The sequence below is a fragment of the Vibrio sp. SCSIO 43097 genome, from assembly GCF_023650755.1.
GTDB lineage: Bacteria > Pseudomonadota > Gammaproteobacteria > Enterobacterales > Vibrionaceae > Vibrio > Vibrio alginolyticus.
The window spans coordinates 219,461-246,089 of sequence record NZ_CP071840.1 but is presented as its reverse complement, the minus strand read 5'-3'; the positions used below and the strand labels follow the sequence as shown (position 1 = coordinate 246,089).

Genomic DNA, 26,629 nt, shown 5'->3' with positions numbered 1-26,629 from the left:
CTAATTGTGGAAATACGCGCGGTGACTGACAGTTATAAGCACAACGTCGTCATTACCACGACCAAGTTATTTAGAACCAAAAAAACAGCCCTACAAAAATATATTCAAAATCTTATCTAGATTGGTGTAAGGCCGAGAAATAAGGCACAAGGAGAGAAGCCATGAGCGAAGCCCACGTTTATCCGGTAAAAGAAAATATTAAAACTCATACACACGCGGATAATGATACTTACTTAGCCATGTATCAGCAGTCGGTAACCGATCCAGAGGGCTTCTGGAGCGAGCACGGCAAAATCGTTGATTGGATCAAACCTTTCACCAAAGTAAAAAGCACTTCTTTCGACACTGGCCATGTTGATATTCGCTGGTTTGAAGATGGCACACTGAACGTCTCGGCTAACTGTATTGACCGTCATCTTGCAGAACACGGGGACGACGTCGCCATCATTTGGGAAGGCGATGATCCAGCCGACGACAAAACACTCACTTTCAACGAACTGCACAAAGAAGTGTGTAAATTCTCCAACGCATTGAAAGAGCAAGGCGTACGCAAGGGCGACGTGGTGTGTCTATACATGCCAATGGTGCCAGAAGCTGCAGTGGCTATGCTCGCTTGTACCCGTATTGGTGCGGTTCACACCGTAGTATTTGGCGGTTTCTCACCAGAAGCGCTATCCGGCCGTATCATCGACTCTGACGCTAAAGTCGTGATCACCGCAGACGAAGGCGTACGTGGCGGACGCGCTGTTCCACTGAAAAAGAACGTGGATGAAGCACTAACCAACCCAGACGTAAAAACCATCAATAAAGTCGTCGTGCTTAAACGTACAGGTGGTGATGTTGAATGGCATGAACACCGTGATGTTTGGTGGCACGAAGCAACAGCCAACGTTTCTGACGTTTGCCCACCAGAAGAGATGAAAGCCGAAGACCCGCTGTTCATCCTCTACACATCTGGCTCGACAGGTAAACCTAAAGGCGTACTACATACTACAGGCGGTTACCTCGTCTACGCGGCAATGACCTTTAAATATGTCTTCGATTATCAACCAGGAGAAACCTTCTGGTGTACCGCGGATGTGGGCTGGATTACAGGCCATACTTACCTAATTTATGGTCCACTAGCGAACGGGGCCAAAACCATTCTGTTTGAAGGTGTTCCAAACTACCCAAGCACGGCTCGTATGAGTGAAGTGGTTGATAAGCACCAAGTGAACATTCTCTACACTGCGCCAACCGCTATTCGTGCACTAATGGCAAAAGGTAACGAAGCGGTAGCAGGGACATCTCGTTCAAGCTTACGTGTGATGGGTTCAGTAGGTGAGCCTATCAACCCTGAAGCGTGGGAGTGGTACTACAAAACGATTGGTAACGAGAGCTCGCCTATCGTTGATACTTGGTGGCAAACAGAGACCGGCGGTATCTTAATTGCACCACTACCAGGCGCAACAGATTTAAAACCAGGCTCAGCAACTCGACCATTCTTCGGAGTCCAACCTGCACTGGTTGATAACATGGGCAACATCATTGAAGAAACCGCAGCAGAAGGTAACTTGGTGATCCTTGATTCATGGCCAGGTCAGATGCGTACTGTTTATGGCGACCACGAGCGCTTTGAACAGACCTACTTCTCAACCTTTAAGGGAATGTACTTTACTAGTGATGGGGCTCGTCGTGACGAAGACGGTTACTACTGGATCACGGGCCGTGTTGATGACGTACTAAACGTGTCGGGTCACCGCATGGGTACCGCTGAAATAGAATCGGCTCTTGTCGCACATCATAAAATTGCTGAGGCCGCTATTGTGGGCATTCCGCATGATATCAAAGGCCAAGCTATCTACGCTTACATTACCTTGAACGATGGTGAATTCCCGTCAGCAGAGCTACACAAAGAAGTGAAAGATTGGGTGCGTAAAGAAATTGGTCCAATTGCAACACCAGATGTACTGCACTGGACGGATTCCTTACCGAAGACTCGTTCTGGTAAGATCATGCGTCGAATCCTGCGTAAAATTGCAACGGGTGATACTAGCAACCTCGGAGACACATCAACGCTTGCCGATCCGAGCGTTGTAGATAAACTTATCGCAGAGAAAGCAGAATTGGCATAAATTCAACCAACTGTTTTAAAAGCACTTTAAAAACCGCCATCACTCATGGCGGTTTTTTGCTTTAGTGCACAAATTGGCCACACAAAAAATATGGCAATTATGTTGTTTTTGTTAACTTGGTTACAGAAACGAGAGTGGCTATTAGGAGATTAGACCAGTAAATTGCTGCTAATTGCTATGAATTAGCTATAATCTTGGTCGATTTTTTAAAATTTGCTCGGTTTTAACAAAAAAATCGTGCTGAACTATCGTATATTTGGGAATATAAACGTTCCACTCACGATAAGGGAAGATAGCAACACAATGTCTACAAAGTCACGGATTCTTGTTCTAAACGGACCAAATCTTAATCTATTGGGTCTGCGCGAACCGACACACTATGGTCACAGTACCTTAGCTCAAGTTGTGGATACTCTTACAGAGCAAGCCCATAACGCTGGGGTAGAACTGGAACACCTACAATCAAATCGTGAGTACGAACTGATTGAAGCCATTCACGCTGCCTATGGCAAGATTGACTTCATCATCATCAATCCAGCGGCTTTCACTCATACTAGTGTGGCGCTGCGAGATGCATTACTTGGCGTCGCCATCCCATTTATTGAGGTGCACTTATCAAATGTGCACGCACGTGAACCATTCCGTCATCACTCTTACCTGTCAGATAAAGCAGAGGGTGTGATTTGCGGTTTAGGCGCACAAGGTTATGAATTTGCTCTGTCTGCAGCGATCAATAAGCTACAGGCAAAGTAACCCTAACACTCTGCAACCCTACGAGGGTTGTCTTAATCACAAGATAAAAGAGAAAGAAAAGATGGATATTCGTAAAATCAAGAAGCTAATTGAGTTAGTTGAAGAGTCTGGCATTGCTGAGCTAGAGATCTCTGAAGGTGAAGAGTCAGTGCGCATCAGCCGTCATGGCACTGCTGCCCCTCAAGCACCAATTCACTACGCAGCAGCTCCAGCGGCGGCACCTGCTCCAGTAGCAGCGGCACCAGTAGCGGAAGCGCCAGCAGCAGAAGCTCCAGCAGCAACACCTGCAGGTCACCAAGTTCTTTCTCCAATGGTTGGTACTTTCTACCGCTCTCCAAGCCCAGACTCTAAAGCATTCGTAGAAGTGGGTCAGAAAGTAAATGCTGGCGATACTCTATGTATTGTTGAAGCAATGAAAATGATGAACCAAATCGAAGCGGACAAATCTGGCGTTGTTACAGCAATCCTAGCTGAAGACGGCCAACCAGTTGAATTCGACCAACCTCTTGTTGTAATCGAATAAGCGGGGCTTGCCTTATGCTAGACAAAGTAGTCATCGCGAACCGAGGTGAAATTGCACTTCGTATTCTTCGCGCTTGTAAAGAATTAGGTATTAAGACCGTCGCTGTTCACTCGACAGCTGACCGCGATCTTAAGCACGTACTGCTCGCAGACGAAACCGTATGTATCGGCCCTGCTCGTGGTATCGACAGCTACCTAAACATTCCACGCATCATTTCTGCAGCAGAAGTGACTGGTGCTGTTGCTATCCACCCAGGTTACGGCTTCCTGTCTGAGAACGCAGACTTCGCAGAGCAAGTTGAGCGCAGTGGCTTCATCTTCGTTGGTCCAAAGGCAGACACTATCCGCCTAATGGGCGATAAAGTATCTGCTATCAATGCAATGAAGAAAGCAGGCGTTCCTTGTGTACCGGGTTCTGACGGCCCTCTAGACAATGACGAAGAGAAAAACAAAGCATTTGCTAAGCGCATTGGTTACCCAGTAATCATCAAAGCATCTGGCGGCGGCGGCGGTCGTGGTATGCGTGTTGTTCGAGCAGAGAAAGACCTTATCCAAGCCATTGCAATGACACGTGCTGAAGCAAAAGCGGCGTTCAACAATGACATGGTTTACATGGAGAAATTCCTAGAAAACCCTCGTCACGTTGAAGTTCAGGTTATTGCTGACGGTCAAGGCGGCGCAATCCACCTTGGTGAGCGTGACTGTTCAATGCAACGCCGTCACCAAAAAGTAGTGGAAGAAGCTCCAGCACCTGGTATCACCGAAGAAATGCGTAAGTACATCGGTGAACGCTGTACTCGTGCATGTATCGAGATCGGTTACCGCGGCGCAGGTACGTTTGAATTCCTATACGAGAACGGTGAGTTCTACTTCATCGAAATGAACACTCGTATTCAGGTAGAGCACCCAGTAACAGAGATGGTTACTGGCATCGACCTAATCAAAGAACAGCTTCGTGTTGCAGCGGGTCAGCCTCTGTCATTCACTCAAGATGATATTAAGATCCGTGGCCATGCGATTGAGTGTCGTATCAACGCAGAAGACCCTGAGCGCTTCCTACCATCTCCGGGTAAGATCGAGCGTTTCCACGCTCCTGGCGGTATGGGTGTACGTTGGGAATCTCATATCTACACAGGCTACACAGTACCACCTCATTACGATTCAATGATTGGTAAACTGATCACTTACGGTGAGAACCGTGATGTAGCGATTGCACGTATGAAAAACGCACTGGGTGAGATGATCATCGAAGGCATCAAAACTAACGTGCCACTGCAATTCTCCATTATGAATGACGAAAACTTCCAACACGGTGGTGCAAACATCCACTACCTAGAGAAGAAGCTTGGCTTACAATAAGCCTAAGCAAACGTCTTAAAAAATGCCCACTCCCGTGGGCATTTTTGTTTTATATGTACGCAAAGGGCTCAACATATAAATCGGCTTATTTGGGTATATACTCAAACAAATCGTAGAGTTCTGGTAAACTCTGCGCCACTTCATTCACTTTAAGAGCAAAAACCAATGCCTTGGATTCAAATCAAACTCAACGCGACCAATGAAAACGCTGAGCAAATCGGCGATATGCTAATGGAAGAGACTGGCGCGCTGTCTGTTACATTCTTAGACGCGCAGGATACACCTGTATTCGAACCTCTACCTGGCGAAACTCGCTTATGGGGCGATACTGATATTCTGGCACTGTATGATGCAGAAGCAGACACTAACTTCATCATCGACCAAATTAAAGCGAGCAATATGCTGGCTGACAATTTTGCTTACAAAGTAGAACAGCTTGAAGATAAAGACTGGGAACGCGAATGGATGGAAAACTTCCACCCAATGAAATTTGGTGAACGCCTATGGATTTGCCCAAGCTGGCGCGACATTCCAGATCCTGACGCTGTTAATGTTATGTTGGATCCAGGCCTTGCATTCGGTACGGGTACTCACCCTACAACAGCACTTTGTCTTGAGTGGCTAGAAAGCATGGACTTAAGCGGTAAGACCGTTATCGACTTCGGTTGTGGCTCAGGTATTCTTGCGATCGCAGCGATCAAACTGGGCGCTGAAAAAGTGATAGGGATCGACATTGATCCTCAAGCCCTGCTTGCTTCAAAAGACAATGCTGAGCGTAATGGCGTTGCAGACAAACTAGAAGTTTACTTACCGCAAAATCAACCAGAAGGTCTCGTCGCTGACGTCGTTGTGGCCAACATCCTTGCGGGACCTTTACGTGAACTTGCACCTATCATCAAAGGACTAGTTAAGCCAAATGGCGACCTCGCTATGTCCGGCGTATTAGACACTCAAGCTGAAGATGTTGCGAACTATTACCGTGACGAGCTTCACATTGACCCGATTGTTGAGCAAAGTGAATGGTGTCGCATCTCTGGTCGTAAGCAAGGCTAGACAAGGTTTTCAGAGCTAATTGTTTGAAATTCATACAATTTACAAAAACAATTTGTAAATGCTCAAATATTAGTCTTTTCACGCAGTGAAAAAATGCGTAAAATGCGCGCCCTTGCTGGTACAGAACTGTGATGACGTTTTGAAAATCGGAAACTATCAACTTAAGAACAATCTAATCGTAGCCCCTATGGCTGGTGTAACGGATAGACCGTTTCGCGAGTTGTGTCTTCGCTATGGTGCGGGAATGGCCGTCAGTGAAATGATGTCTGCTAACCCAAAACTATGGGGAACGTCAAAGTCGAAACAGCGCATGGTACACGAGGGCGAATCGGGCATTCGCTCTGTACAGATTGCGGGTTCCGATCCACAGCTTATGGCGGACGCAGCTCAATTCAGTGTTGAGAACGGTGCACAAATCATCGACATCAACATGGGCTGCCCGGCAAAAAAAGTGAATAAGAAGCTAGCGGGCTCTGCTCTGCTTCAATACCCAAACATTATCGAAGAGATTTTGAAAGCGGTCGTGAATGCAGTGGACGTTCCTGTAACGTTAAAGACTCGAACTGGCTGGGATACAGACAACAAGAACTGTGTCCAGATCGCTAAATTAGCCGAAAACTGCGGCATACAAGCTCTTGCTCTGCATGGCAGAACGAAAGCATGTATGTACAAAGGTGAGGCCGAATATGACAGCATTAAAGCGGTAAAAGAGGCGATTTCAATTCCGGTTATCGCGAACGGTGATATCGATAGCCCGGAGAAAGCCAAATTTGTACTGGAGTACACCGGTGCGGACGCTTTAATGATTGGACGCCCTGCCCAGGGTCGTCCTTGGATTTTCCAGGAAATCCATCACTATTTGGAAAACGGCACCACAATGGAGGAACTTCCAACTGAGGAAGTGAAAACCATTATGCTTGGTCATGTAAATGCTCTGCATGAGTTTTATGGGGAGTTCTTAGGTCCACGTATCGCGCGCAAGCACGTTGGGTGGTACCTGAAAGAGCATGAACAGGCAAGTGAGTTTCGCCGTACCTTCAACGCTATCGACGCAGCTCCGCTGCAAATTGAGGCGTTAGAAGGTTATTTTGATAACGTTGCATCATAATTAAGAGAAGAGCTAGACCGAATATGTTCGAACAAAATCTGACTTCAGAAGCATTAACAGTAACTACAGTAACGTCACAAGACCAGATTACTCAGAAGCCTTTACGTGACTCTGTTAAAGCGTCTCTTAAAAACTACCTTGCTCAACTAAACGGCCAGGAAGTAACAGAACTATACGAATTAGTTCTAGCTGAAGTTGAACAGCCACTACTAGATACTATCATGCAGTACACTCGCGGTAACCAAACTCGCGCAGCAACTATGATGGGTATCAACCGCGGTACTCTTCGCAAGAAACTTAAGAAATACGGCATGAACTAAGACCGTTTTTCAAAAAGTATTTGGAACAAGCCGTTACCTTTTTAGGTAACGGCTTTTCTTTATCTACTAAAACACTACGAATAACGCTCACTTTGTTCAGTATTACCAACTGGCTTTAAGATAACTACTGCTGAGCCAAACAATAGGAAAGCCACGAAAGCGACCCATTCATTGCCTACAGAATACGCGAAGCCCGCCAAGGCAGACCAAATCGCGACACCAAAGTGCATCATACTCATTCCAAAAGACATTAACACACCTCGATATTCATCAGATAAGCTTGCGATATGTGCTTGTAATGCCGGAGAACCAACCCCTCCAGCAAGAGACCAGAGCACTAGAGCTGGAAGATAAGCGGTCACCGTACTCATCTCATTTGAGAACACCCATGCACTGCAAGGTATGCACACCATTAAAGCCACTCGCATAACGGCTCGAGAGCTACCAAGCCAGCGAGAAGCTCTCGCCACGCACATATTTCCAACCACACTCACGATCCCTAGAGCTGCATAAATAGCGCCCACCCAACCGAGCGCCAAATCGCTGGTATCTCGAATATGAAGGCCTATCAGGTTAAATACACCAATACCTCCCCCTAGACCTAAACACATCGCTAAAATCGCCCTCAACGCGCCAGGAACATGAATTACACCTGTTATAGGTGGCAGAGCATCTGACATTTTGGACTCATCATGCTGGTCATTCATGAACACTACGCTCATAGCACTGACAAGAAGAGCCGCAACGCCCAAAATAATAAAAGCGGCACGCCATGATAAAAGCTGGGTCAACAATGCTCCGATCGCAGGGCTAGTTATCATACCTAGCGTTAATCCCGCCTGAACCATCACAATTTTACGCATCGCTCTATTACCCTTCGCGTCTCCCGCTAACGCGAATGCAATTGGCAACATGCCTGCACTTGCAATACCAGTGATCACTCGAGTTGCAATAGCAAGTTCAAAATCATGAACTATGCCCGTCGTAATAGACGCAACCCCAAATACAAAGCAAGCAGGCACCATGATACGAATACGCCCAACTCGGTCTGATAAACGGCCCAAGTAAGGAGCGCAAATTGCTATGGCTAAACTATATGCCGTAATAAATAAGGTAACCTGACTCGGTTGAACACTTAAATCATTTCCGATGGGTTCAAGAATAGATCCAAGCATCAACTCATCAGCACCAACAAGAAAAGCAACGAGAAATAGGACCATGGACTGCATCATAGCTCCACCTCCTGTTCTGTTTCCGATTCAGCACAAGTGAGCAACGAAATATCTAACACTCTATCAGGCCAAGATTGCAAAAATGCCTTCTCATGAGATACCACAATCACGCTACCGGAAAAGCGCTGGAGAGCCTCTTTAAGCGCATTTTTACTGCTGCTATCCAAATGTGTTGTTGGTTCGTCCAACAGCAAAACATTGCATTTCTGAACCGATAAACAACACAGTTTCACCCGAGTTTGCTCACCACCGCTCAATGTATCTAAGTGGCGCTGCGTCTTATCCCCCGAGATCCCAAAGCGAGCTAATAGCTTGCGTGACTCTTTGCTTGAGATTGTTGGCGCACAAGAGCACAGCTCCTGTTCAGGCGTGTTCTGAGGATGGCGCCAAGACAAATCTTGAGAAAAATAACCAATCATTGCACCTTTTGCCAATACCACCTCACCAGAGAGTGGCTCGCTCTCCCCCATCAGGGTTTTAAGTAAGGTCGACTTACCCACGCCGTTAAAGCCAGCAACAACCAACTTTTCCCCGCGCGCTAACGTGATATCAAATACTGGAAGCAGAGGCTGCTGATAACCGATCATCAACGCTTTTGCCTCAACCACATTCGGTTGCTCAATGGGCTGGTAAGCAAAGTCAAACGTCGATACTTTCTCTACATTATTCAGTTGAATACGTTCGATTTTATCCAGTTTTTTCTTACGCCCTTTAGCAAGACTCGCGTTAACTCCTGCACCATTTTTGGCAATAAATTGCTCTAGCTTTCGAATTTCACTTTGCTGAGCCTTATATTGCTTTTCTAATAAAGCACCGTCGTGCTGCTTTTGCTGCATTGCTTTGACATAAGTACCGCTGTATTTTCGAACCGTTTGATAATCAATATCACAAACACTGGTCGCTACTTGATTAAGGAAATCAATATCATGAGAAACCAGTAAAACTGTGCCAATGTAATCATTGAGAAACGTGACTAGCCATTCAATGTGCGGAGCATCAAGATAGTTTGTCGGCTCATCAAGAATTAACACATCGGGGTTGCGAAGTAACAACCTGCCTAAAAGGACTTTGTGCCTTTGACCGCCACTTAGCGAGACAAGCGGTGTATCTAAGCCAAATTGATAAATACCAAGACCTACAGCAACTCGTTCAATTTTGGTATTAATTGCATAGAAGTCTTCATCTTCTAAATATGCCTGTAGCCGAGCGACTTGGCTTAAAAGAGATGTAGAGTGAGACTCGGTCATCGCCTGATACAAAGTCCAAAGCTTCTGCTCGGCAGCGTATAAGTTCTCAAAAGCACTCTTTAAGCATTCATAAACCGTCAGCGCATTATCCATCTTAAAATGTTGCTCTAAATACCCCACCTCAAGGTTTGGTAACCAGTCAATGCAGCCCTTATCTGCAGATAATTCACCAATAAGCAGTTTTAATAAGGTGCTTTTTCCAACGCCATTCGCTCCAGTGATACCTATTTTCTCTCCCACGTTAATTCGAAATGTCGCGTTGTTATATAAACTCTTATCAGCGATCTGATAAGACAAATTTTTAACTTGTAAAATACTCATGCTTTTAACCAAATAAAAAGGGCCGGTGATCAATACCGGCCCTTATTTCAATACTGGATAATGCTTTGTAGCTGCTTAACAGATACAAAAAGGCCGATGATGAAATATCACCGGCCATCTCTTCTCTTTTATCAGGTGTACAGACGCCTGCGTATAACTTCAGCGAAGTTACTCACGCATAAAACACCTGATGAAGATTAATTTAAGACTCCGGGCAACACTTCATCGCGTTTTTTGCACGGAGTTCAGCCTTCTTACAAAGCTTTTAAACAAGAGATATAACATGATTTACTGTCGAAAAAATATTCGATGTGAAGCGTACACCTTTAGAATAAAAAGTACCAGATAATTATTAAAACTATCGTGACTTACACGAAGGTCCACAGAAAGAAGACTTTTCCTCAGTCAATGTGCCAGGTGAACTGCTTACTCAGCAAACACAGCTATGAAAGCACCTATACCGCTCACGTTATACGTACGTAGTGGTGGCTTTGAAGGTTGGAGAGGGTTAGAGGGAAGAAGTAGCGAATATACTTTAAGACACTGGCTTAAATAGGTCGACAAAACAAAATCCATGTTTGGAAAGTTTTAAATGCGCTGAGTTTATATTAATAAGCGCCTATGGCTAAATCAAAACATCTAAAGCAGAGAAATCTCCCCCGAAAATAACATAACCTAGTGAATAAATTTTCCAGGTAATAATAAAGGAAGCTTTGGTAAGTAAGCACAAGGGCTGAGAACTAGCGCTCGATACTAGGACCCGGTTCAGTAGAAACCACACAAAACTGAGTTCCACTTCACTCATAACAGGGCTTAGAAAGCATCGCCAGAGGGAAGCCGGCCTCTCGATGCAAGGTTTCAATACGAAAGTGGGTTTAAGGTAAGTCGGGGGAACCAAAACGAAAAAAGCCTCAGTCTTTCGACTGAGGCTTAATATAAGTGGCGGAGTGGACGGGACTCGAACCCGCGACCCCCGGCGTGACAGGCCGGTATTCTAACCAACTGAACTACCACTCCGCAGTGGTATGACTCGCTTTAATAAGCAAGTGTCCGCTTTTGTCTTCACTTTTCGAAAAAGTGAAAATAAAACTAAAGCCTGGCGATGTCCTACTCTCACATGGGGAAACCCCACACTACCATCGGCGCTATTTCGTTTCACTTCTGAGTTCGGCATGGAAATCAGGTGGGTCCAAAACGCTATGGTCGCCAAGCAAATTCTTTAATCTGGAAAGCTGTTTTTTAATTCTCGTTCTTACACATTCAACGTTCTTTCATTGAGTCCATCAAAACTCCTTGGGTGTTGTATGGTTAAGCCTCACGGGCAATTAGTACAGGTTAGCTCAACGCCTCACAACGCTTACACACCCTGCCTATCAACGTCGTAGTCTACGACAACCCTTTAGGATACTTAAAGTATCAGGGAGAACTCATCTCAAGGCTCGCTTCCCGCTTAGATGCTTTCAGCGGTTATCGATCCCGAACTTAGCTACCGGGCAATGCGTCTGGCGACACAACCCGAACACCAGAGGTTCGTCCACTCCGGTCCTCTCGTACTAGGAGCAGCCCCTTTCAATTCTCCAACGCCCACGGCAGATAGGGACCGAACTGTCTCACGACGTTCTAAACCCAGCTCGCGTACCACTTTAAATGGCGAACAGCCATACCCTTGGGACCGACTTCAGCCCCAGGATGTGATGAGCCGACATCGAGGTGCCAAACACCGCCGTCGATATGAACTCTTGGGCGGTATCAGCCTGTTATCCCCGGAGTACCTTTTATCCGTTGAGCGATGGCCCTTCCATTCAGAACCACCGGATCACTATGACCTGCTTTCGCACCTGCTCGAATTGTCATTCTCGCAGTCAAGCGGGCTTATGCCATTGCACTAACCTCACGATGTCCAACCGTGATTAGCCCACCTTCGTGCTCCTCCGTTACGCTTTGGGAGGAGACCGCCCCAGTCAAACTACCCACCAGGCACTGTCCGCAACCCCGATAAGGGGTCGACGTTAGAACATCAACACTACAAGGGTGGTATTTCAAGGACGGCTCCACGCAATCTAGCGACTGCGCTTCAAAGCCTCCCACCTATCCTACACATGTAGGGTCAATGTTCAGTGCCAAGCTGTAGTAAAGGTTCACGGGGTCTTTCCGTCTAGCCGCGGGTACACTGCATCTTCACAGCGATTTCAATTTCACTGAGTCTCGGGTGGAGACAGCGTGGCCATCATTACGCCATTCGTGCAGGTCGGAACTTACCCGACAAGGAATTTCGCTACCTTAGGACCGTTATAGTTACGGCCGCCGTTTACCGGGGCTTCGATCAAGAGCTTCGACCGAAGTCTAACCCCATCAATTAACCTTCCGGCACCGGGCAGGCGTCACACCGTATACGTCATCTTGCGATTTTGCACAGTGCTGTGTTTTTAATAAACAGTTGCAGCCACCTGGTATCTGCGACTCTCAATAGCTCCATCCGCAAGGGACTTCACCGTCGAGAGCGTACCTTCTCCCGAAGTTACGGTACCATTTTGCCTAGTTCCTTCACCCGAGTTCTCTCAAGCGCCTTGGTATTCTCTACCCGACCACCTGTGTCGGTTTGGGGTACGATTCCTTACAATCTGAAGCTTAGAGGCTTTTCCTGGAAGCATGGCATCAATGACTTCACATCCGTAGATGCTCGACGTCGTGTCTCAGCCTTAAGAGAAACCGGATTTACCTAATTTCTCAGCCTACGCACTTGAACCTGGACAACCGTCGCCAGGCCCACCTAGCCTTCTCCGTCCCCCCATCGCAATTGTAAGAAGTACGGGAATATTAACCCGTTTCCCATCGACTACGCCTTTCGGCCTCGCCTTAGGGGTCGACTTACCCTGCCCCGATTAACGTTGGACAGGAACCCTTGGTCTTCCGGCGAGGAGGTTTTTCACCCCCTTTATCGTTACTCATGTCAGCATTCGCACTTCTGATACGTCCAGCATGCGTTACCACACACCTTCAACCGCTTACAGAACGCTCCCCTACCCAATGCACTAAAGTGCATTGCCGCAGCTTCGGTTTACTACTTAGCCCCGTTACATCTTCCGCGCAGGCCGACTCGACCAGTGAGCTATTACGCTTTCTTTAAATGATGGCTGCTTCTAAGCCAACATCCTGGCTGTCTGAGCCTTCCCACATCGTTTCCCACTTAGTAGTAATTTGGGACCTTAGCTGGCGGTCTGGGTTGTTTCCCTCTCCACGACGGACGTTAGCACCCGCCGTGTGTCTCCCGGATAGTACTTACTGGTATTCGGAGTTTGCAAAGGGTTGGTAAGTCGGGATGACCCCCTAGCCTTAACAGTGCTCTACCCCCAGTAGTATTCGTCCGAGGCGCTACCTAAATAGCTTTCGGGGAGAACCAGCTATCTCCAGGTTTGATTGGCCTTTCACCCCTAGCCACAAGTCATCCGCTAATTTTTCAACATTAGTCGGTTCGGTCCTCCAGTTGATGTTACTCAACCTTCAACCTGCCCATGGCTAGATCACCTGGTTTCGGGTCTATATCCAGAGACTGAACGCCCAGTTAAGACTCGGTTTCCCTACGGCTCCCCTAGATGGTTAACCTTGCCACTGAATATAAGTCGCTGACCCATTATACAAAAGGTACGCAGTCACAGGACAAGCCTGCTCCTACTGCTTGTACGTACACGGTTTCAGGTTCTATTTCACTCCCCTCACAGGGGTTCTTTTCGCCTTTCCCTCACGGTACTGGTTCACTATCGGTCAGTCAGTAGTATTTAGCCTTGGAGGATGGTCCCCCCATATTCAGACAGGATATCACGTGTCCCGCCCTACTCGATTTCACTGAACACACGTCGTCAACTACGGGACTATCACCCTGTATCGTCAGCCTTTCCAGGCTGTTCGTCTAACGCGTGTAAAGCTTAAGGGCTAGTCCAATTTCGCTCGCCGCTACTTTCGGAATCTCGGTTGATTTCTTTTCCTCGGGGTACTTAGATGTTTCAGTTCCCCCGGTTCGCCCTGTTGAGCTATGTATTCACTCAACAGTAATACCTTATGGTATTGGGTTTCCCCATTCGGAAATCCCAGACTCAAATGGTTTTTACTACCTAATCTGGGCTTATCGCAAGTTAATACGTCCTTCATCGCCTCTGACTGCCAAGGCATCCACCGTGTACGCTTAGTCACTTAACCATACAACCCGAAGGAGTTTCGAGTTGACGTTCAAATCACCAAAGTTGTCTCTCATTATTTGAATGAGCGAGAGACATTCGATTTTGCCGGACTCATCTTTTTACCTTCATTTTTAGAAAAAATGAAAACAAAAAGCCAAGAACACTTGAATGTGTTTTTTGGTGTTTGTCTTAAAGACAAACATTGAGAACTTTACAAACAATCTTAAAGATTGTTTTGTCAGCTTTCCAAATTGTTAAAGAGCTAATCACTTCTAATGAAGTAACCATTTTTAAAAACTCTCAAGAGAGAATGTTTAAAGATGGTGGGCGATACCGGGCTCGAACCAGTGACCCCCTGCTTGTAAGGCAGGTGCTCTCCCAACTGAGCTAATCGCCCACATTAGTTTTACTTCTTAGTGGAAGAAGTTCCTCGAATGGTGGAGCTATGCGGGATCGAACCGCAGACCTCCTGCGTGCAAGGCAGGCGCTCTCCCAGCTGAGCTATAGCCCCATCGAGAAATGGTGGGTCGTGCAGGATTCGAACCTGCGACCAATTGATTAAAAGTCAACTGCTCTACCAACTGAGCTAACGACCCAATGGTATCCCGTAGGGGAGTCGAACCCCTGTTACCGCCGTGAAAGGGCGGTGTCCTAGGCCTCTAGACGAACGGGACACTAAGTGAACATCTTGGGGGATGTTCTATCTCTTAAACTTCATAAACCGTATCAATCTGTGTGAACACTCATCGCAATAATCATCGTATAAGGAGGTGATCCAGCGCCAGGTTCCCCTAGCGCTACCTTGTTACGACTTCACCCCAGTCATGAACCACAAAGTGGTAAGCGTCCCCCCGAAGGTTAAACTACCTACTTCTTTTGCAGCCCACTCCCATGGTGTGACGGGCGGTGTGTACAAGGCCCGGGAACGTATTCACCGTGGCATTCTGATCCACGATTACTAGCGATTCCGACTTCATGGAGTCGAGTTGCAGACTCCAATCCGGACTACGACGCACTTTTTGGGATTCGCTCACTTTCGCAAGTTGGCCGCCCTCTGTATGCGCCATTGTAGCACGTGTGTAGCCCTACTCGTAAGGGCCATGATGACTTGACGTCGTCCCCACCTTCCTCCGGTTTATCACCGGCAGTCTCCCTGGAGTTCCCGACATTACTCGCTGGCAAACAAGGATAAGGGTTGCGCTCGTTGCGGGACTTAACCCAACATTTCACAACACGAGCTGACGACAGCCATGCAGCACCTGTCTCAGAGTTCCCGAAGGCACCAATCCATCTCTGGAAAGTTCTCTGGATGTCAAGAGTAGGTAAGGTTCTTCGCGTTGCATCGAATTAAACCACATGCTCCACCGCTTGTGCGGGCCCCCGTCAATTCATTTGAGTTTTAATCTTGCGACCGTACTCCCCAGGCGGTCTACTTAACGCGTTAGCTCCGAAAGCCACGGCTCAAGGCCACAACCTCCAAGTAGACATCGTTTACGGCGTGGACTACCAGGGTATCTAATCCTGTTTGCTCCCCACGCTTTCGCATCTGAGTGTCAGTATCTGTCCAGGGGGCCGCCTTCGCCACCGGTATTCCTTCAGATCTCTACGCATTTCACCGCTACACCTGAAATTCTACCCCCCTCTACAGTACTCTAGTCTGCCAGTTTCAAATGCTATTCCGAGGTTGAGCCCCGGGCTTTCACATCTGACTTAACAAACCACCTGCATGCGCTTTACGCCCAGTAATTCCGATTAACGCTCGCACCCTCCGTATTACCGCGGCTGCTGGCACGGAGTTAGCCGGTGCTTCTTCTGTCGCTAACGTCAAATAATGCAGCTATTAACTACGCTACCTTCCTCACGACTGAAAGTGCTTTACAACCCGAAGGCCTTCTTCACACACGCGGCATGGCTGCATCAGGCTTGCGCCCATTGTGCAATATTCCCCACTGCTGCCTCCCGTAGGAGTCTGGACCGTGTCTCAGTTCCAGTGTGGCTGATCATCCTCTCAGACCAGCTAGGGATCGTCGCCTTGGTGAGCCCTTACCTCACCAACTAGCTAATCCCACCTAGGCATATCCTGACGCGAGAGGCCCGAAGGTCCCCCTCTTTGGCCCGTAGGCATCATGCGGTATTAGCCATCGTTTCCAATGGTTATCCCCCACATCAGGGCAATTTCCTAGGCATTACTCACCCGTCCGCCGCTCGACGCCGTTATCGTCCCCCGAAGGTTCAGATAACTCGTTTCCGCTCGACTTGCATGTGTTAGGCCTGCCGCCAGCGTTCAATCTGAGCCATGATCAAACTCTTCAATTTAAGATTTTGTTCGGCTCAATGAATACTGAACATTACATAAGTAATGTTTGAATTGACTGTGCTGAATCTTTCGATTCAATGGTCACTTCGTTTCATTGAAACCTAATTTGATACCGCTTTCCGTTAAGAAAGAAACATCTAATTGGATTATCATCAACGAGTGCCCACACAGATTGATAGGTCTATATTGTTAAAGAGCTTGGCTTTCAGTGCCTTAGCACTCAAGCGAGGTGCGTATAATACGCTTTCCACTTTGAAAGTCAACATAAAATTCTAAACTTTTGTTTAAAACCTTATGTTGACTCGTCTGTATTCAGACAAGTCGGAAATAAAGCCTGGCGATGTCCTACTCTCACATGGGGAAGCCCCACACTACCATCGGCGCTATTTCGTTTCACTTCTGAGTTCGGCATGGAAATCAGGTGGGTCCAAAACGCTATGGTCGCCAAGCAAATTCTTTAATCTGGAAAGCTGTTTTTTAATTCTCGTTCTTACACATTCAACGTTCTTTCATTGAGTCCATCAAAACCCCTTGGGTGTTGTATGGTTAAGCCTCACGGGCAATTAGTACAGGTTAGCTCAACGCCTCACAACGCTTACACACCCTGCCTATCAACGTCGTAGTCTACGACAACCCTTTAGGATACTTAAAGTATCAGGGAGAACTCATCTCAAGGCTCGCTTCCCGCTTAGATGCTTTCAGCGGTTATCGATCCCGAACTTAGCTACCGGGCAATGCGTCTGGCGACACAACCCGAACACCAGAGGTTCGTCCACTCCGGTCCTCTCGTACTAGGAGCAGCCCCTTTCAATTCTCCAACGCCCACGGCAGATAGGGACCGAACTGTCTCACGACGTTCTAAACCCAGCTCGCGTACCACTTTAAATGGCGAACAGCCATACCCTTGGGACCGACTTCAGCCCCAGGATGTGATGAGCCGACATCGAGGTGCCAAACACCGCCGTCGATATGAACTCTTGGGCGGTATCAGCCTGTTATCCCCGGAGTACCTTTTATCCGTTGAGCGATGGCCCTTCCATTCAGAACCACCGGATCACTATGACCTGCTTTCGCACCTGCTCGAATTGTCATTCTCGCAGTCAAGCGGGCTTATGCCATTGCACTAACCTCACGATGTCCAACCGTGATTAGCCCACCTTCGTGCTCCTCCGTTACGCTTTGGGAGGAGACCGCCCCAGTCAAACTACCCACCAGGCACTGTCCGCAACCCCGATAAGGGGTCGACGTTAGAACATCAACACTACAAGGGTGGTATTTCAAGGACGGCTCCACGCAATCTAGCGACTGCGCTTCAAAGCCTCCCACCTATCCTACACATGTAGGGTCAATGTTCAGTGCCAAGCTGTAGTAAAGGTTCACGGGGTCTTTCCGTCTAGCCGCGGGTACACTGCATCTTCACAGCGATTTCAATTTCACTGAGTCTCGGGTGGAGACAGCGTGGCCATCATTACGCCATTCGTGCAGGTCGGAACTTACCCGACAAGGAATTTCGCTACCTTAGGACCGTTATAGTTACGGCCGCCGTTTACCGGGGCTTCGATCAAGAGCTTCGACCGAAGTCTAACCCCATCAATTAACCTTCCGGCACCGGGCAGGCGTCACACCGTATACGTCATCTTGCGATTTTGCACAGTGCTGTGTTTTTAATAAACAGTTGCAGCCACCTGGTATCTGCGACTCTCAATAGCTCCATCCGCGAGGGACTTCACCGTCGAGAGCGTACCTTCTCCCGAAGTTACGGTACCATTTTGCCTAGTTCCTTCACCCGAGTTCTCTCAAGCGCCTTGGTATTCTCTACCCGACCACCTGTGTCGGTTTGGGGTACGATTCCTTACAATCTGAAGCTTAGAGGCTTTTCCTGGAAGCATGGCATCAATGACTTCACATCCGTAGATGCTCGACGTCGTGTCTCAGCCTTAAAGAGAGCCGGATTTACCTAACTCTCAAGCCTACGCACTTGAACCTGGACAACCGTCGCCAGGCCCACCTAGCCTTCTCCGTCCCCCCATCGCAATTGTAAGAAGTACGGGAATATTAACCCGTTTCCCATCGACTACGCCTTTCGGCCTCGCCTTAGGGGTCGACTTACCCTGCCCCGATTAACGTTGGACAGGAACCCTTGGTCTTCCGGCGAGGAGGTTTTTCACCCCCTTTATCGTTACTCATGTCAGCATTCGCACTTCTGATACGTCCAGCATGCGTTACCACACACCTTCAACCGCTTACAGAACGCTCCCCTACCCAATGCACTAAAGTGCATTGCCGCAGCTTCGGTTTACTACTTAGCCCCGTTACATCTTCCGCGCAGGCCGACTCGACCAGTGAGCTATTACGCTTTCTTTAAATGATGGCTGCTTCTAAGCCAACATCCTGGCTGTCTGAGCCTTCCCACATCGTTTCCCACTTAGTAGTAATTTGGGACCTTAGCTGGCGGTCTGGGTTGTTTCCCTCTCCACGACGGACGTTAGCACCCGCCGTGTGTCTCCCGGATAGTACTTACTGGTATTCGGAGTTTGCAAAGGGTTGGTAAGTCGGGATGACCCCCTAGCCTTAACAGTGCTCTACCCCCAGTAGTATTCGTCCGAGGCGCTACCTAAATAGCTTTCGGGGAGAACCAGCTATCTCCAGGTTTGATTGGCCTTTCACCCCTAGCCACAAGTCATCCGCTAATTTTTCAACATTAGTCGGTTCGGTCCTCCAGTTGATGTTACTCAACCTTCAACCTGCCCATGGCTAGATCACCTGGTTTCGGGTCTATATCCAGAGACTGAACGCCCAGTTAAGACTCGGTTTCCCTACGGCTCCCCTAGATGGTTAACCTTGCCACTGAATATAAGTCGCTGACCCATTATACAAAAGGTACGCAGTCACAGGACAAGCCTGCTCCTACTGCTTGTACGTACACGGTTTCAGGTTCTATTTCACTCCCCTCACAGGGGTTCTTTTCGCCTTTCCCTCACGGTACTGGTTCACTATCGGTCAGTCAGTAGTATTTAGCCTTGGAGGATGGTCCCCCCATATTCAGACAGGATATCACGTGTCCCGCCCTACTCGATTTCACTGAACACACGTCGTCAACTACGGGACTATCACCCTGTATCGTCAGCCTTTCCAGGCTGTTCGTCTAACGCGTGTAAAGCTTAAGGGCTAGTCCAATTTCGCTCGCCGCTACTTTCGGAATCTCGGTTGATTTCTTTTCCTCGGGGTACTTAGATGTTTCAGTTCCCCCGGTTCGCCCTGTTGAGCTATGTATTCACTCAACAGTAATACCTTATGGTATTGGGTTTCCCCATTCGGAAATCCCAGACTCAAATGGTTTTTACTACCTAATCTGGGCTTATCGCAAGTTAATACGTCCTTCATCGCCTCTGACTGCCAAGGCATCCACCGTGTACGCTTAGTCACTTAACCATACAACCCGAAGGAGTTTCGAGTTGATGAACAAGTCACCAAAGTTGTCTGCAATTTTTATACATGATGCAGACTCGATTTTGCCGGACTCAAATTCCAAGAACACTTGAATGTGTTATTTTGGTGTTTGTCATAAAGACAAACATTGAGAACTTTACAAACAACAATAAATTGTTGTTTTGTCAGCTTTCCAAATTGTTAAAGAGCTATGTTAGCTACAAGCTTGCGCTTGTGAACTATCAATCTGTGTGGACACTCATCGTGAGTAATCATCGTATAAGGAGGTGATCCAGCGCCAGGTTCCCCTAGCGCTACCTTGTTACGACTTCACCCCAGTCATGAACCACAAAGTGGTAAGCGTCCCCCCGAAGGTTAAACTACCTACTTCTTTTGCAGCCCACTCCCATGGTGTGACGGGCGGTGTGTACAAGGCCCGGGAACGTATTCACCGTGGCATTCTGATCCACGATTACTAGCGATTCCGACTTCATGGAGTCGAGTTGCAGACTCCAATCCGGACTACGACGCACTTTTTGGGATTCGCTCACTTTCGCAAGTTGGCCGCCCTCTGTATGCGCCATTGTAGCACGTGTGTAGCCCTACTCGTAAGGGCCATGATGACTTGACGTCGTCCCCACCTTCCTCCGGTTTATCACCGGCAGTCTCCCTGGAGTTCCCGACATTACTCGCTGGCAAACAAGGATAAGGGTTGCGCTCGTTGCGGGACTTAACCCAACATTTCACAACACGAGCTGACGACAGCCATGCAGCACCTGTCTCAGAGTTCCCGAAGGCACCAATCCATCTCTGGAAAGTTCTCTGGATGTCAAGAGTAGGTAAGGTTCTTCGCGTTGCATCGAATTAAACCACATGCTCCACCGCTTGTGCGGGCCCCCGTCAATTCATTTGAGTTTTAATCTTGCGACCGTACTCCCCAGGCGGTCTACTTAACGCGTTAGCTCCGAAAGCCACGGCTCAAGGCCACAACCTCCAAGTAGACATCGTTTACGGCGTGGACTACCAGGGTATCTAATCCTGTTTGCTCCCCACGCTTTCGCATCTGAGTGTCAGTATCTGTCCAGGGGGCCGCCTTCGCCACCGGTATTCCTTCAGATCTCTACGCATTTCACCGCTACACCTGAAATTCTACCCCCCTCTACAGTACTCTAGTCTGCCAGTTTCAAATGCTATTCCGAGGTTGAGCCCCGGGCTTTCACATCTGACTTAACAAACCACCTGCATGCGCTTTACGCCCAGTAATTCCGATTAACGCTCGCACCCTCCGTATTACCGCGGCTGCTGGCACGGAGTTAGCCGGTGCTTCTTCTGTCGCTAACGTCAAATAATGCAGCTATTAACTACGCTACCTTCCTCACGACTGAAAGTGCTTTACAACCCGAAGGCCTTCTTCACACACGCGGCATGGCTGCATCAGGCTTGCGCCCATTGTGCAATATTCCCCACTGCTGCCTCCCGTAGGAGTCTGGACCGTGTCTCAGTTCCAGTGTGGCTGATCATCCTCTCAGACCAGCTAGGGATCGTCGCCTTGGTGAGCCCTTACCTCACCAACTAGCTAATCCCACCTAGGCATATCCTGACGCGAGAGGCCCGAAGGTCCCCCTCTTTGGCCCGTAGGCATCATGCGGTATTAGCCATCGTTTCCAATGGTTATCCCCCACATCAGGGCAATTTCCTAGGCATTACTCACCCGTCCGCCGCTCGACGCCGTTATCGTCCCCCGAAGGTTCAGATAACTCGTTTCCGCTCGACTTGCATGTGTTAGGCCTGCCGCCAGCGTTCAATCTGAGCCATGATCAAACTCTTCAATTTAAGATTTTGTTCGGCTCAATGAATACTGAACATTACATAAGTAATGTTTGAATTGACTGTGCTGAATCTTTCGATTCAATGGTCACTTCGTTTCATTGAAACCTAATTTGATACCGCTTTCCGTTAAGAAAGAAACATCTAATTGGATTATCATCAACGAGTGCCCACACAGATTGATAGGTTCTTATTTTTAAAGAGCTTTTCTAACACTTTCAGCAACTTAGTTGCTCGTCGTTAGGGGTGCGTATCTTACTTCACACCGTGAGAGAGTCAAGCATTTTTTTCAAATTCTTTTTTCTCTCTTCCCGACTCGCTGTGTGACTTTCGTCTCACTCCGTGTCGGTGGATGCGCAGTATAGGGGGTTGAGAAATTAGCACAAGCGTTTTTTGCAAAAAAACTTTCAACCGAACAAATAACAAGCATTCTGCATAGATACTCAACGATCTTGTCTAATATTTCGGGTTGCAGAGGATCTTTTCATGATGAAACACCTGACTTCTGCATTAAAAGATCGCCGATTTCTTTGTGATTTCGGTTGCTGATCTTATCTCTCTTGGTTCTTTTTTCTCTTTCTACCTATATAAAAGATGAAAAAAAGAGCAGAACGATGACGAACTGCTCTTTTGGTCTTTGCTTTTTATTTGGGGTACTTCAGGTGAAGTCTTGGAAAAGTGTTTCTTCTGTATATAGAAGAAAAGATCAGAGCATCCTTGCCCTTCTCTTTACGACAGATTAGTTAGGGGTATATCTAAATGTCGTTATTGTTCGATGACGCATTGAGCTCGTAAGAGTGGAGCATGCTTGCATTCCCAATGGCGTCATCTTCGAGAGGAACTTAGTTCTTCAATACTTTTACGGTGTAGCTACCATCTTTTTGTTGGTATAGGCCGTGGATGTCGGTTTCGAAACCTGGGTAATGCGCACCGATCTCACAAAGCATCTCTAGGAAGTCCAGCACAAGGCGAGACTCTTGAGTCACCATTTCACCAGGAAGTACTAGTGGCACACCTGGAGGGTAAGGAAGGATCATGTTCGCACTTACGCGACCAACCATTTCTTCCAGTTTGATTTCTTCTACGTTACCGCGAAGCTCTTCTTGCCATGCTGCGTGTGGTGTTACTTTCATTTCTGGAAGAACATCGAACGCTTTGTACATTAGCTCTGGTAGGTTGTATTTCTTAGTTAGGTCATGAATTGCTTGTGCTAGTTCTTGAACGCGCATGCCTTCATAAAAGCTTGGATCTTCGTTGTATAGCGAAGGTAGGAAGCTCTTGATGGTTAGGTTCAAGTCGTAGCCACGTTTAAATTCAGTTAGACCGCGTAGCAATTGCATTGCTTTTGATTTGTCGATACCGATTGAGAATAGGAACAACAAGTTGTATGGACCTGTTTTCTCTACCACGATGCCGCGCTCGTCTAGGAATTTAGCCACCAGCGAAGCAGGAATACCTGATTCTTCTAGTTCGCCTTCTTTATTCATCCCTGGAGTCAGTAGCGTTACTTTGATTGGGTCAAGATACATGTGGTTATCATCCATGTTCTTGAAGCCGTGCCATGTGTCGCTAGGGTCTAGTTTCCAACATTCTGTGGTATCGATGTTTTCTGGTTGCCATACATCGAAGAACCAGCTGTCGCTTTCTGCTTCTAGACGTTTGATCTCTTTACGGAAGCGGATTGCGCGATCGATAGAGTCTTGCATCAACTTCTTACCAGTGTTGCCGCGCATCATTGCCGCTGCAGTTTCAGTAGAAGCAACAATGCCGTACTGAGGTGAAGTTGAAGTGTGCATCATGAATGCTTCGTTGAAAGATTCTTTATCAAAGTCGCCTTTCACGTGAATCATTGAAGCTTGTGAGAACGCTGCCAACAGTTTGTGTGTTGATTGTGTTTCGTAGAACACTTTGCCTGGCATCGCTTCACCACTCATACCACATTTACCTTCGTAAATTGGGTTGAAGTTAGTGTAAGGCACCCAAGCACTGTCGAAGTGGATGTGTTTACAATCTAGCGACTCTTTGATGAATTGTGTGTTGTACAACAGACCATCGTAAGTTGAGTTAGTCACTACTGCGTAAGTTGGTGCTGTTGCACCTGGTGTTTTTGCAACTTTCTCTGCAATGACATCACGGCTGAATTCGCTTTGTGGAATACCACCAAGGATGCCGTATGCGTTACGAGTTGGGCGGAAGTAGATTGGTGTCACGTCGCTCATCATCATTAGGTGAGTCAGAGATTTGTGACAGTTACGGTCAATCAGCACTGTGCTGCCCGCAGGCGCTGAGTACATGCCAACAATTTTGTTCGATGTAGACGTACCGTTCGTTACGATGTAAGAGCTGTCCGCATTGAATGTACGTGCGATGTATTCTTCTGCATCTTTATGTGGACCTGAGTGATCTAGTAGAGAACCTAACTCAGGCATTGAGATTGATACGTCCGCTTTAAATGTATTTGGACCATAAAAATCGTAGAAGATGCTACCAGCAGGGCTTTTCTGGAATGCAGTACCACCCATGTGACCTGGAGTACAGAAGGTGTATTTACCTTCTTCTACGTATTTGAATAGCGCTTTAGTGAATGGAGGCATGATGGCATCTTTGTATGCCTCTGTCGCTTGGTTGATTTTGATAGCGATGTCGTCAGCCATACCTAAAGCATACTCGAAGAAGCTCACGTTTAGACGTAGGTCTGTTAGTGAAATATCGAGAGTAGACTGTTCGTTAGCAAATGCGTGAACAGGCAGTTTTTCGTTGATTTGGCTAATACGTTCACATAGCTCTAGTGAGTATTTATCCCAGTCGAACAGCACACCGCAAATGCGTGGGTTCATCTCAATCATTTTGATCAAGTCTTTATCATCTATTGGGTAAACCACTTCGTAGCCCGCTTTCTCAAGAGCAGCGTGAAGTTGACGAACTGGCTCTTCTTTAAAGAACACACCCATGTGGTTCAAGATAGCGAATATATTCATTTGGACATCTCCAAGGCGAATGAGGGCGCTCTTTGCCATTTACAGGCAATGAGTAAGGTGAGCGCCGCGTGAATTTGGGTTTTATAGGCTGGCACCTTAGTGCCAGCGTTTTGGGGATTAGTTGCTTGCTTGGGCAGGCATGTCGTCAGCGTGCATTTTCACGTACTGAGCAAGACCTGCTTTTTTGCTGTAGAACATCAAGATAACTAGAGACACGATGAAGGTTGCTGTTAGCGTACCGCCCTCTGCACCTGCTAGTGCGATGAAGCAGAACAGACAAGCCACACCAGAGAACAGCATTACGAAGCCGTTGCGTGTTGTCATACCTTCGAAGCGAATCAAGTTAATGCTTGAGTAGAAGTAAGGCAGCATTGTTAGTAGAACCGCGTCAGTTGTTAGCTGGTTGAATAGGTCTGATGCGTGTGCTGTTTTAGAGCTGAAGAACATCAGTACAACCATCAGCGCAGTCATCTTGATTGACGCAAGGATTAGACCTTTCTTAGGCACACCGTTTTTGTCAGTTTCGCCGTAGATTTTAGGGAAGTTGCCGTCGTTTGCTGCGCGTTTACCTGCTTCACCTACTAGCATCATCCAAGAACCTAGCGAAGTGAAACATGCTAGCGCTGTGAATGCTGATACGAATGGTGCTGTCCAGCTACCGAATAGCTCAGTGGTTGCTAGTGCAAATGGCGCACCTGATGCCGCAACTTCTGACGCTGGGAACATACCGCTGATCATTTGAGTTGATAGGATGTAAATCACACCTGCGATACCAGTACCCAACATAGTTGCTAGAGGTACAGTACGTTTAGGGTTTTCTACCATACCAGTCGATACCGCTGCTGATTCCACACCTACGAATGACCATAGACAGATAAGAACCGCTGTTACTACCGCGTGGCTGTCAGTGCCTGCTGATACGTTCCAGTTTTGGCTGTAAAGCGCAGTATCGAAGTGCGTCCAACCAAATGCAGCTGTACCAACAACTGGGATAAGGATAAGAACTAGACCAAGCGTACATAGACGGCTTACCCAGCTACCACCAAGTAGGTTGACGAAAGTGAAGATCCATACCGATGCAATCGTCGCAATACCTGCTGGGATTGGGTTATTAAGCACAGGGAAGAATACTGAAAGGTAAGAAACACCTGTAATGGCAATAGCCAGGTTACCAATCCAGTTCGCGTGGTAATAAAGAACGCCCGTTTGGAAACCAAATACCGGAGACACTTCGCCAGCATAAGCGATTGGACCACCTTCTTGTGGGTTTTTGGTTGCCAGACGAGCGTAAACAAACGCCAGACTCAGTGCACCGACCAAACAGATCAGCCAACTGAAGATTGAAACAGAGCCTACAGAGGCAAGACTAGAAGGTAATAGTGCGATACCACTACCCATCATGTTACCGGCTACGACACCCGTACAGGCAATAAGGCCGATTTTTTTCGCATTCGATGACATAACATCTCCAAATCTATTCTACTCGAGTCAACATGACTCAAACTGAATGGTTATTAGCGAGATGCTATGAGGAAGAACCTGCTCGACCTCGCTAAATTTCGAAGTGAAGACTACGCCCAAAAATCGGGAAAAAAATAAACTTGGTGTTATCAATAAAATGATTAGTTCATCAACATCAAGTTGAGATAAACATGATAAACACAAAAATATAAAACTATATTATTCATGCGGTTATAAGAAAAACATCAAACCTTCTACCGATAGATAAACTCTCATCAACTCGTTGGTCATCGCGATAAAAGTTATCAACCTCTATCAACTTCCCCATCCCGAAGGGTTAATTCCCTGAAGTGTTGATTCCATAAATCTCTCCCTGATCGCGCTTTTTGACCCACATCAATATTCATCTCGCC

General features: G+C 47.3%; 11 protein-coding genes, 5 tRNA genes and 6 rRNA genes. 7 read left to right on the top strand and 15 right to left on the bottom strand.

Annotated features, from left to right (window positions below; all coding sequences use genetic code 11):
- Window positions 1-161: 161 nt before the first annotated feature.
- The 7 genes from acs to fis all read left to right on the top strand — a co-directional run bounded on the left by acs (window position 162) and on the right by fis (window position 7,229).
- Complete coding sequence (gene acs / locus J4N40_RS01180; protein ID WP_025768819.1) at window positions 162-2,114, top strand: acetate--CoA ligase; 1,953 nt, start codon at window positions 162-164, stop codon at window positions 2,112-2,114.
- A 303-nt stretch (window positions 2,115-2,417) separates the two neighbouring features.
- Window positions 2,418-2,867, top strand: coding sequence for a type II 3-dehydroquinate dehydratase (gene aroQ / locus J4N40_RS01175; protein WP_222716947.1), 450 nt, complete (start codon window positions 2,418-2,420; stop codon window positions 2,865-2,867).
- A gap of 61 nt (window positions 2,868-2,928) precedes the next feature.
- Entirely contained in the window at window positions 2,929-3,390 is a 462-nt protein-coding gene (gene accB, locus J4N40_RS01170) for an acetyl-CoA carboxylase biotin carboxyl carrier protein (protein ID WP_005386355.1), read from the top strand.
- A 14-nt stretch (window positions 3,391-3,404) separates the two neighbouring features.
- Complete coding sequence (gene accC / locus J4N40_RS01165) at window positions 3,405-4,748, top strand: acetyl-CoA carboxylase biotin carboxylase subunit (RefSeq protein WP_005382509.1); 1,344 nt, start codon at window positions 3,405-3,407, stop codon at window positions 4,746-4,748.
- A gap of 165 nt (window positions 4,749-4,913) precedes the next feature.
- Complete coding sequence (gene prmA / locus J4N40_RS01160; protein ID WP_005382507.1) at window positions 4,914-5,801, top strand: 50S ribosomal protein L11 methyltransferase; 888 nt, start codon at window positions 4,914-4,916, stop codon at window positions 5,799-5,801.
- Window positions 5,802-5,940: 139 nt separating this feature from the next.
- A complete protein-coding gene (gene dusB / locus J4N40_RS01155) occupies window positions 5,941-6,909 on the top strand; it encodes a tRNA dihydrouridine synthase DusB (protein ID WP_005382505.1) in 969 nt (322 codons plus the stop codon).
- 23 nt (window positions 6,910-6,932) lie between these two features.
- Entirely contained in the window at window positions 6,933-7,229 is a 297-nt protein-coding gene (gene fis / locus J4N40_RS01150) for a DNA-binding transcriptional regulator Fis (protein ID WP_000462885.1), read from the top strand.
- A gap of 74 nt (window positions 7,230-7,303) precedes the next feature.
- Here fis and J4N40_RS01145 read toward each other — a convergent pair whose 3' ends face one another.
- The 15 genes from J4N40_RS01145 to cadB all read right to left on the bottom strand — a co-directional run bounded on the left by J4N40_RS01145 (window position 7,304) and on the right by cadB (window position 26,216).
- On the bottom strand, window positions 7,304-8,461 hold the full coding sequence (locus tag J4N40_RS01145; RefSeq protein ID WP_222716948.1) for an MFS transporter: 1,158 nt from the start codon (window positions 8,459-8,461) through the stop codon (window positions 7,304-7,306).
- Complete coding sequence (locus J4N40_RS01140; RefSeq protein ID WP_250654336.1) at window positions 8,458-10,029, bottom strand: ABC-F family ATP-binding cassette domain-containing protein; 1,572 nt, start codon at window positions 10,027-10,029, stop codon at window positions 8,458-8,460. The genes J4N40_RS01145 and J4N40_RS01140 overlap by 4 nt, the downstream gene beginning before the upstream one ends.
- Window positions 10,030-10,969: 940 nt before the next feature.
- Window positions 10,970-11,046: transfer RNA gene (locus J4N40_RS01135), tRNA-Asp, on the bottom strand.
- A gap of 77 nt (window positions 11,047-11,123) precedes the next feature.
- Window positions 11,124-11,240 (bottom strand): 5S ribosomal RNA (gene rrf, locus J4N40_RS01130).
- 93 nt (window positions 11,241-11,333) lie between these two features.
- Window positions 11,334-14,223, bottom strand: a 23S ribosomal RNA gene (locus J4N40_RS01125).
- A gap of 302 nt (window positions 14,224-14,525) precedes the next feature.
- Window positions 14,526-14,601 (bottom strand) — tRNA-Val (locus tag J4N40_RS01120).
- A 38-nt stretch (window positions 14,602-14,639) separates the two neighbouring features.
- Window positions 14,640-14,715: transfer RNA gene (locus J4N40_RS01115), tRNA-Ala, on the bottom strand.
- A 9-nt stretch (window positions 14,716-14,724) separates the two neighbouring features.
- Window positions 14,725-14,800, bottom strand: a tRNA-Lys gene (locus tag J4N40_RS01110).
- Window positions 14,801-14,802: 2 nt separating this feature from the next.
- Window positions 14,803-14,878: transfer RNA gene (locus J4N40_RS01105), tRNA-Glu, on the bottom strand.
- Between the two features lie 89 nt (window positions 14,879-14,967).
- A 16S ribosomal RNA gene (locus J4N40_RS01100) occupies window positions 14,968-16,520 on the bottom strand.
- A 333-nt stretch (window positions 16,521-16,853) separates the two neighbouring features.
- Window positions 16,854-16,970: ribosomal RNA gene (rrf, locus tag J4N40_RS01095) — 5S ribosomal RNA — on the bottom strand.
- Window positions 16,971-17,063: 93 nt separating this feature from the next.
- Window positions 17,064-19,953, bottom strand: a 23S ribosomal RNA gene (locus J4N40_RS01090).
- Window positions 19,954-20,230: 277 nt separating this feature from the next.
- Window positions 20,231-21,783, bottom strand: a 16S ribosomal RNA gene (locus tag J4N40_RS01085).
- The 16S, 23S and 5S rRNA genes sit together here with 5 tRNA genes alongside, the layout of an rRNA operon.
- Before the next feature lie 836 nt (window positions 21,784-22,619).
- The gene (locus J4N40_RS01080; protein ID WP_250654335.1) at window positions 22,620-24,755 is read right to left on the bottom strand and encodes a lysine decarboxylase CadA; all 2,136 of its coding nucleotides are present in this window, start codon (window positions 24,753-24,755) and stop codon (window positions 22,620-22,622) included.
- A gap of 117 nt (window positions 24,756-24,872) precedes the next feature.
- Window positions 24,873-26,216, bottom strand: coding sequence for a cadaverine/lysine antiporter (cadB, locus tag J4N40_RS01075; RefSeq protein ID WP_005434864.1), 1,344 nt, complete (start codon window positions 26,214-26,216; stop codon window positions 24,873-24,875).
- Between the last annotated feature and the right edge of the window lie 413 nt (window positions 26,217-26,629).

What these genes read in the sequence shown, in the direction of transcription:
- aroQ (WP_222716947.1), top strand. Translation starts at nt 2,418, where the DNA reads ATGTCTACAAAGTCACGGATTCTTGTTCTAAACGGACCAAATCTTAAT.
- J4N40_RS01145 (WP_222716948.1), bottom strand. Translation starts at nt 8,461, where the DNA reads ATGATGCAGTCCATGGTCCTATTTCTCGTTGCTTTTCTTGTTGGTGCT.
- fis (WP_000462885.1), top strand. Translation starts at nt 6,933, where the DNA reads ATGTTCGAACAAAATCTGACTTCAGAAGCATTAACAGTAACTACAGTA.
- J4N40_RS01140 (WP_250654336.1), bottom strand. Translation starts at nt 10,029, where the DNA reads ATGAGTATTTTACAAGTTAAAAATTTGTCTTATCAGATCGCTGATAAG.
- cadB (WP_005434864.1), bottom strand. Translation starts at nt 26,216, where the DNA reads ATGTCATCGAATGCGAAAAAAATCGGCCTTATTGCCTGTACGGGTGTC.
- prmA (WP_005382507.1), top strand. Translation starts at nt 4,914, where the DNA reads ATGCCTTGGATTCAAATCAAACTCAACGCGACCAATGAAAACGCTGAG.
- accC (WP_005382509.1), top strand. Translation starts at nt 3,405, where the DNA reads ATGCTAGACAAAGTAGTCATCGCGAACCGAGGTGAAATTGCACTTCGT.
- J4N40_RS01080 (WP_250654335.1), bottom strand. Translation starts at nt 24,755, where the DNA reads ATGAATATATTCGCTATCTTGAACCACATGGGTGTGTTCTTTAAAGAA.
- accB (WP_005386355.1), top strand. Translation starts at nt 2,929, where the DNA reads ATGGATATTCGTAAAATCAAGAAGCTAATTGAGTTAGTTGAAGAGTCT.
- acs (WP_025768819.1), top strand. Translation starts at nt 162, where the DNA reads ATGAGCGAAGCCCACGTTTATCCGGTAAAAGAAAATATTAAAACTCAT.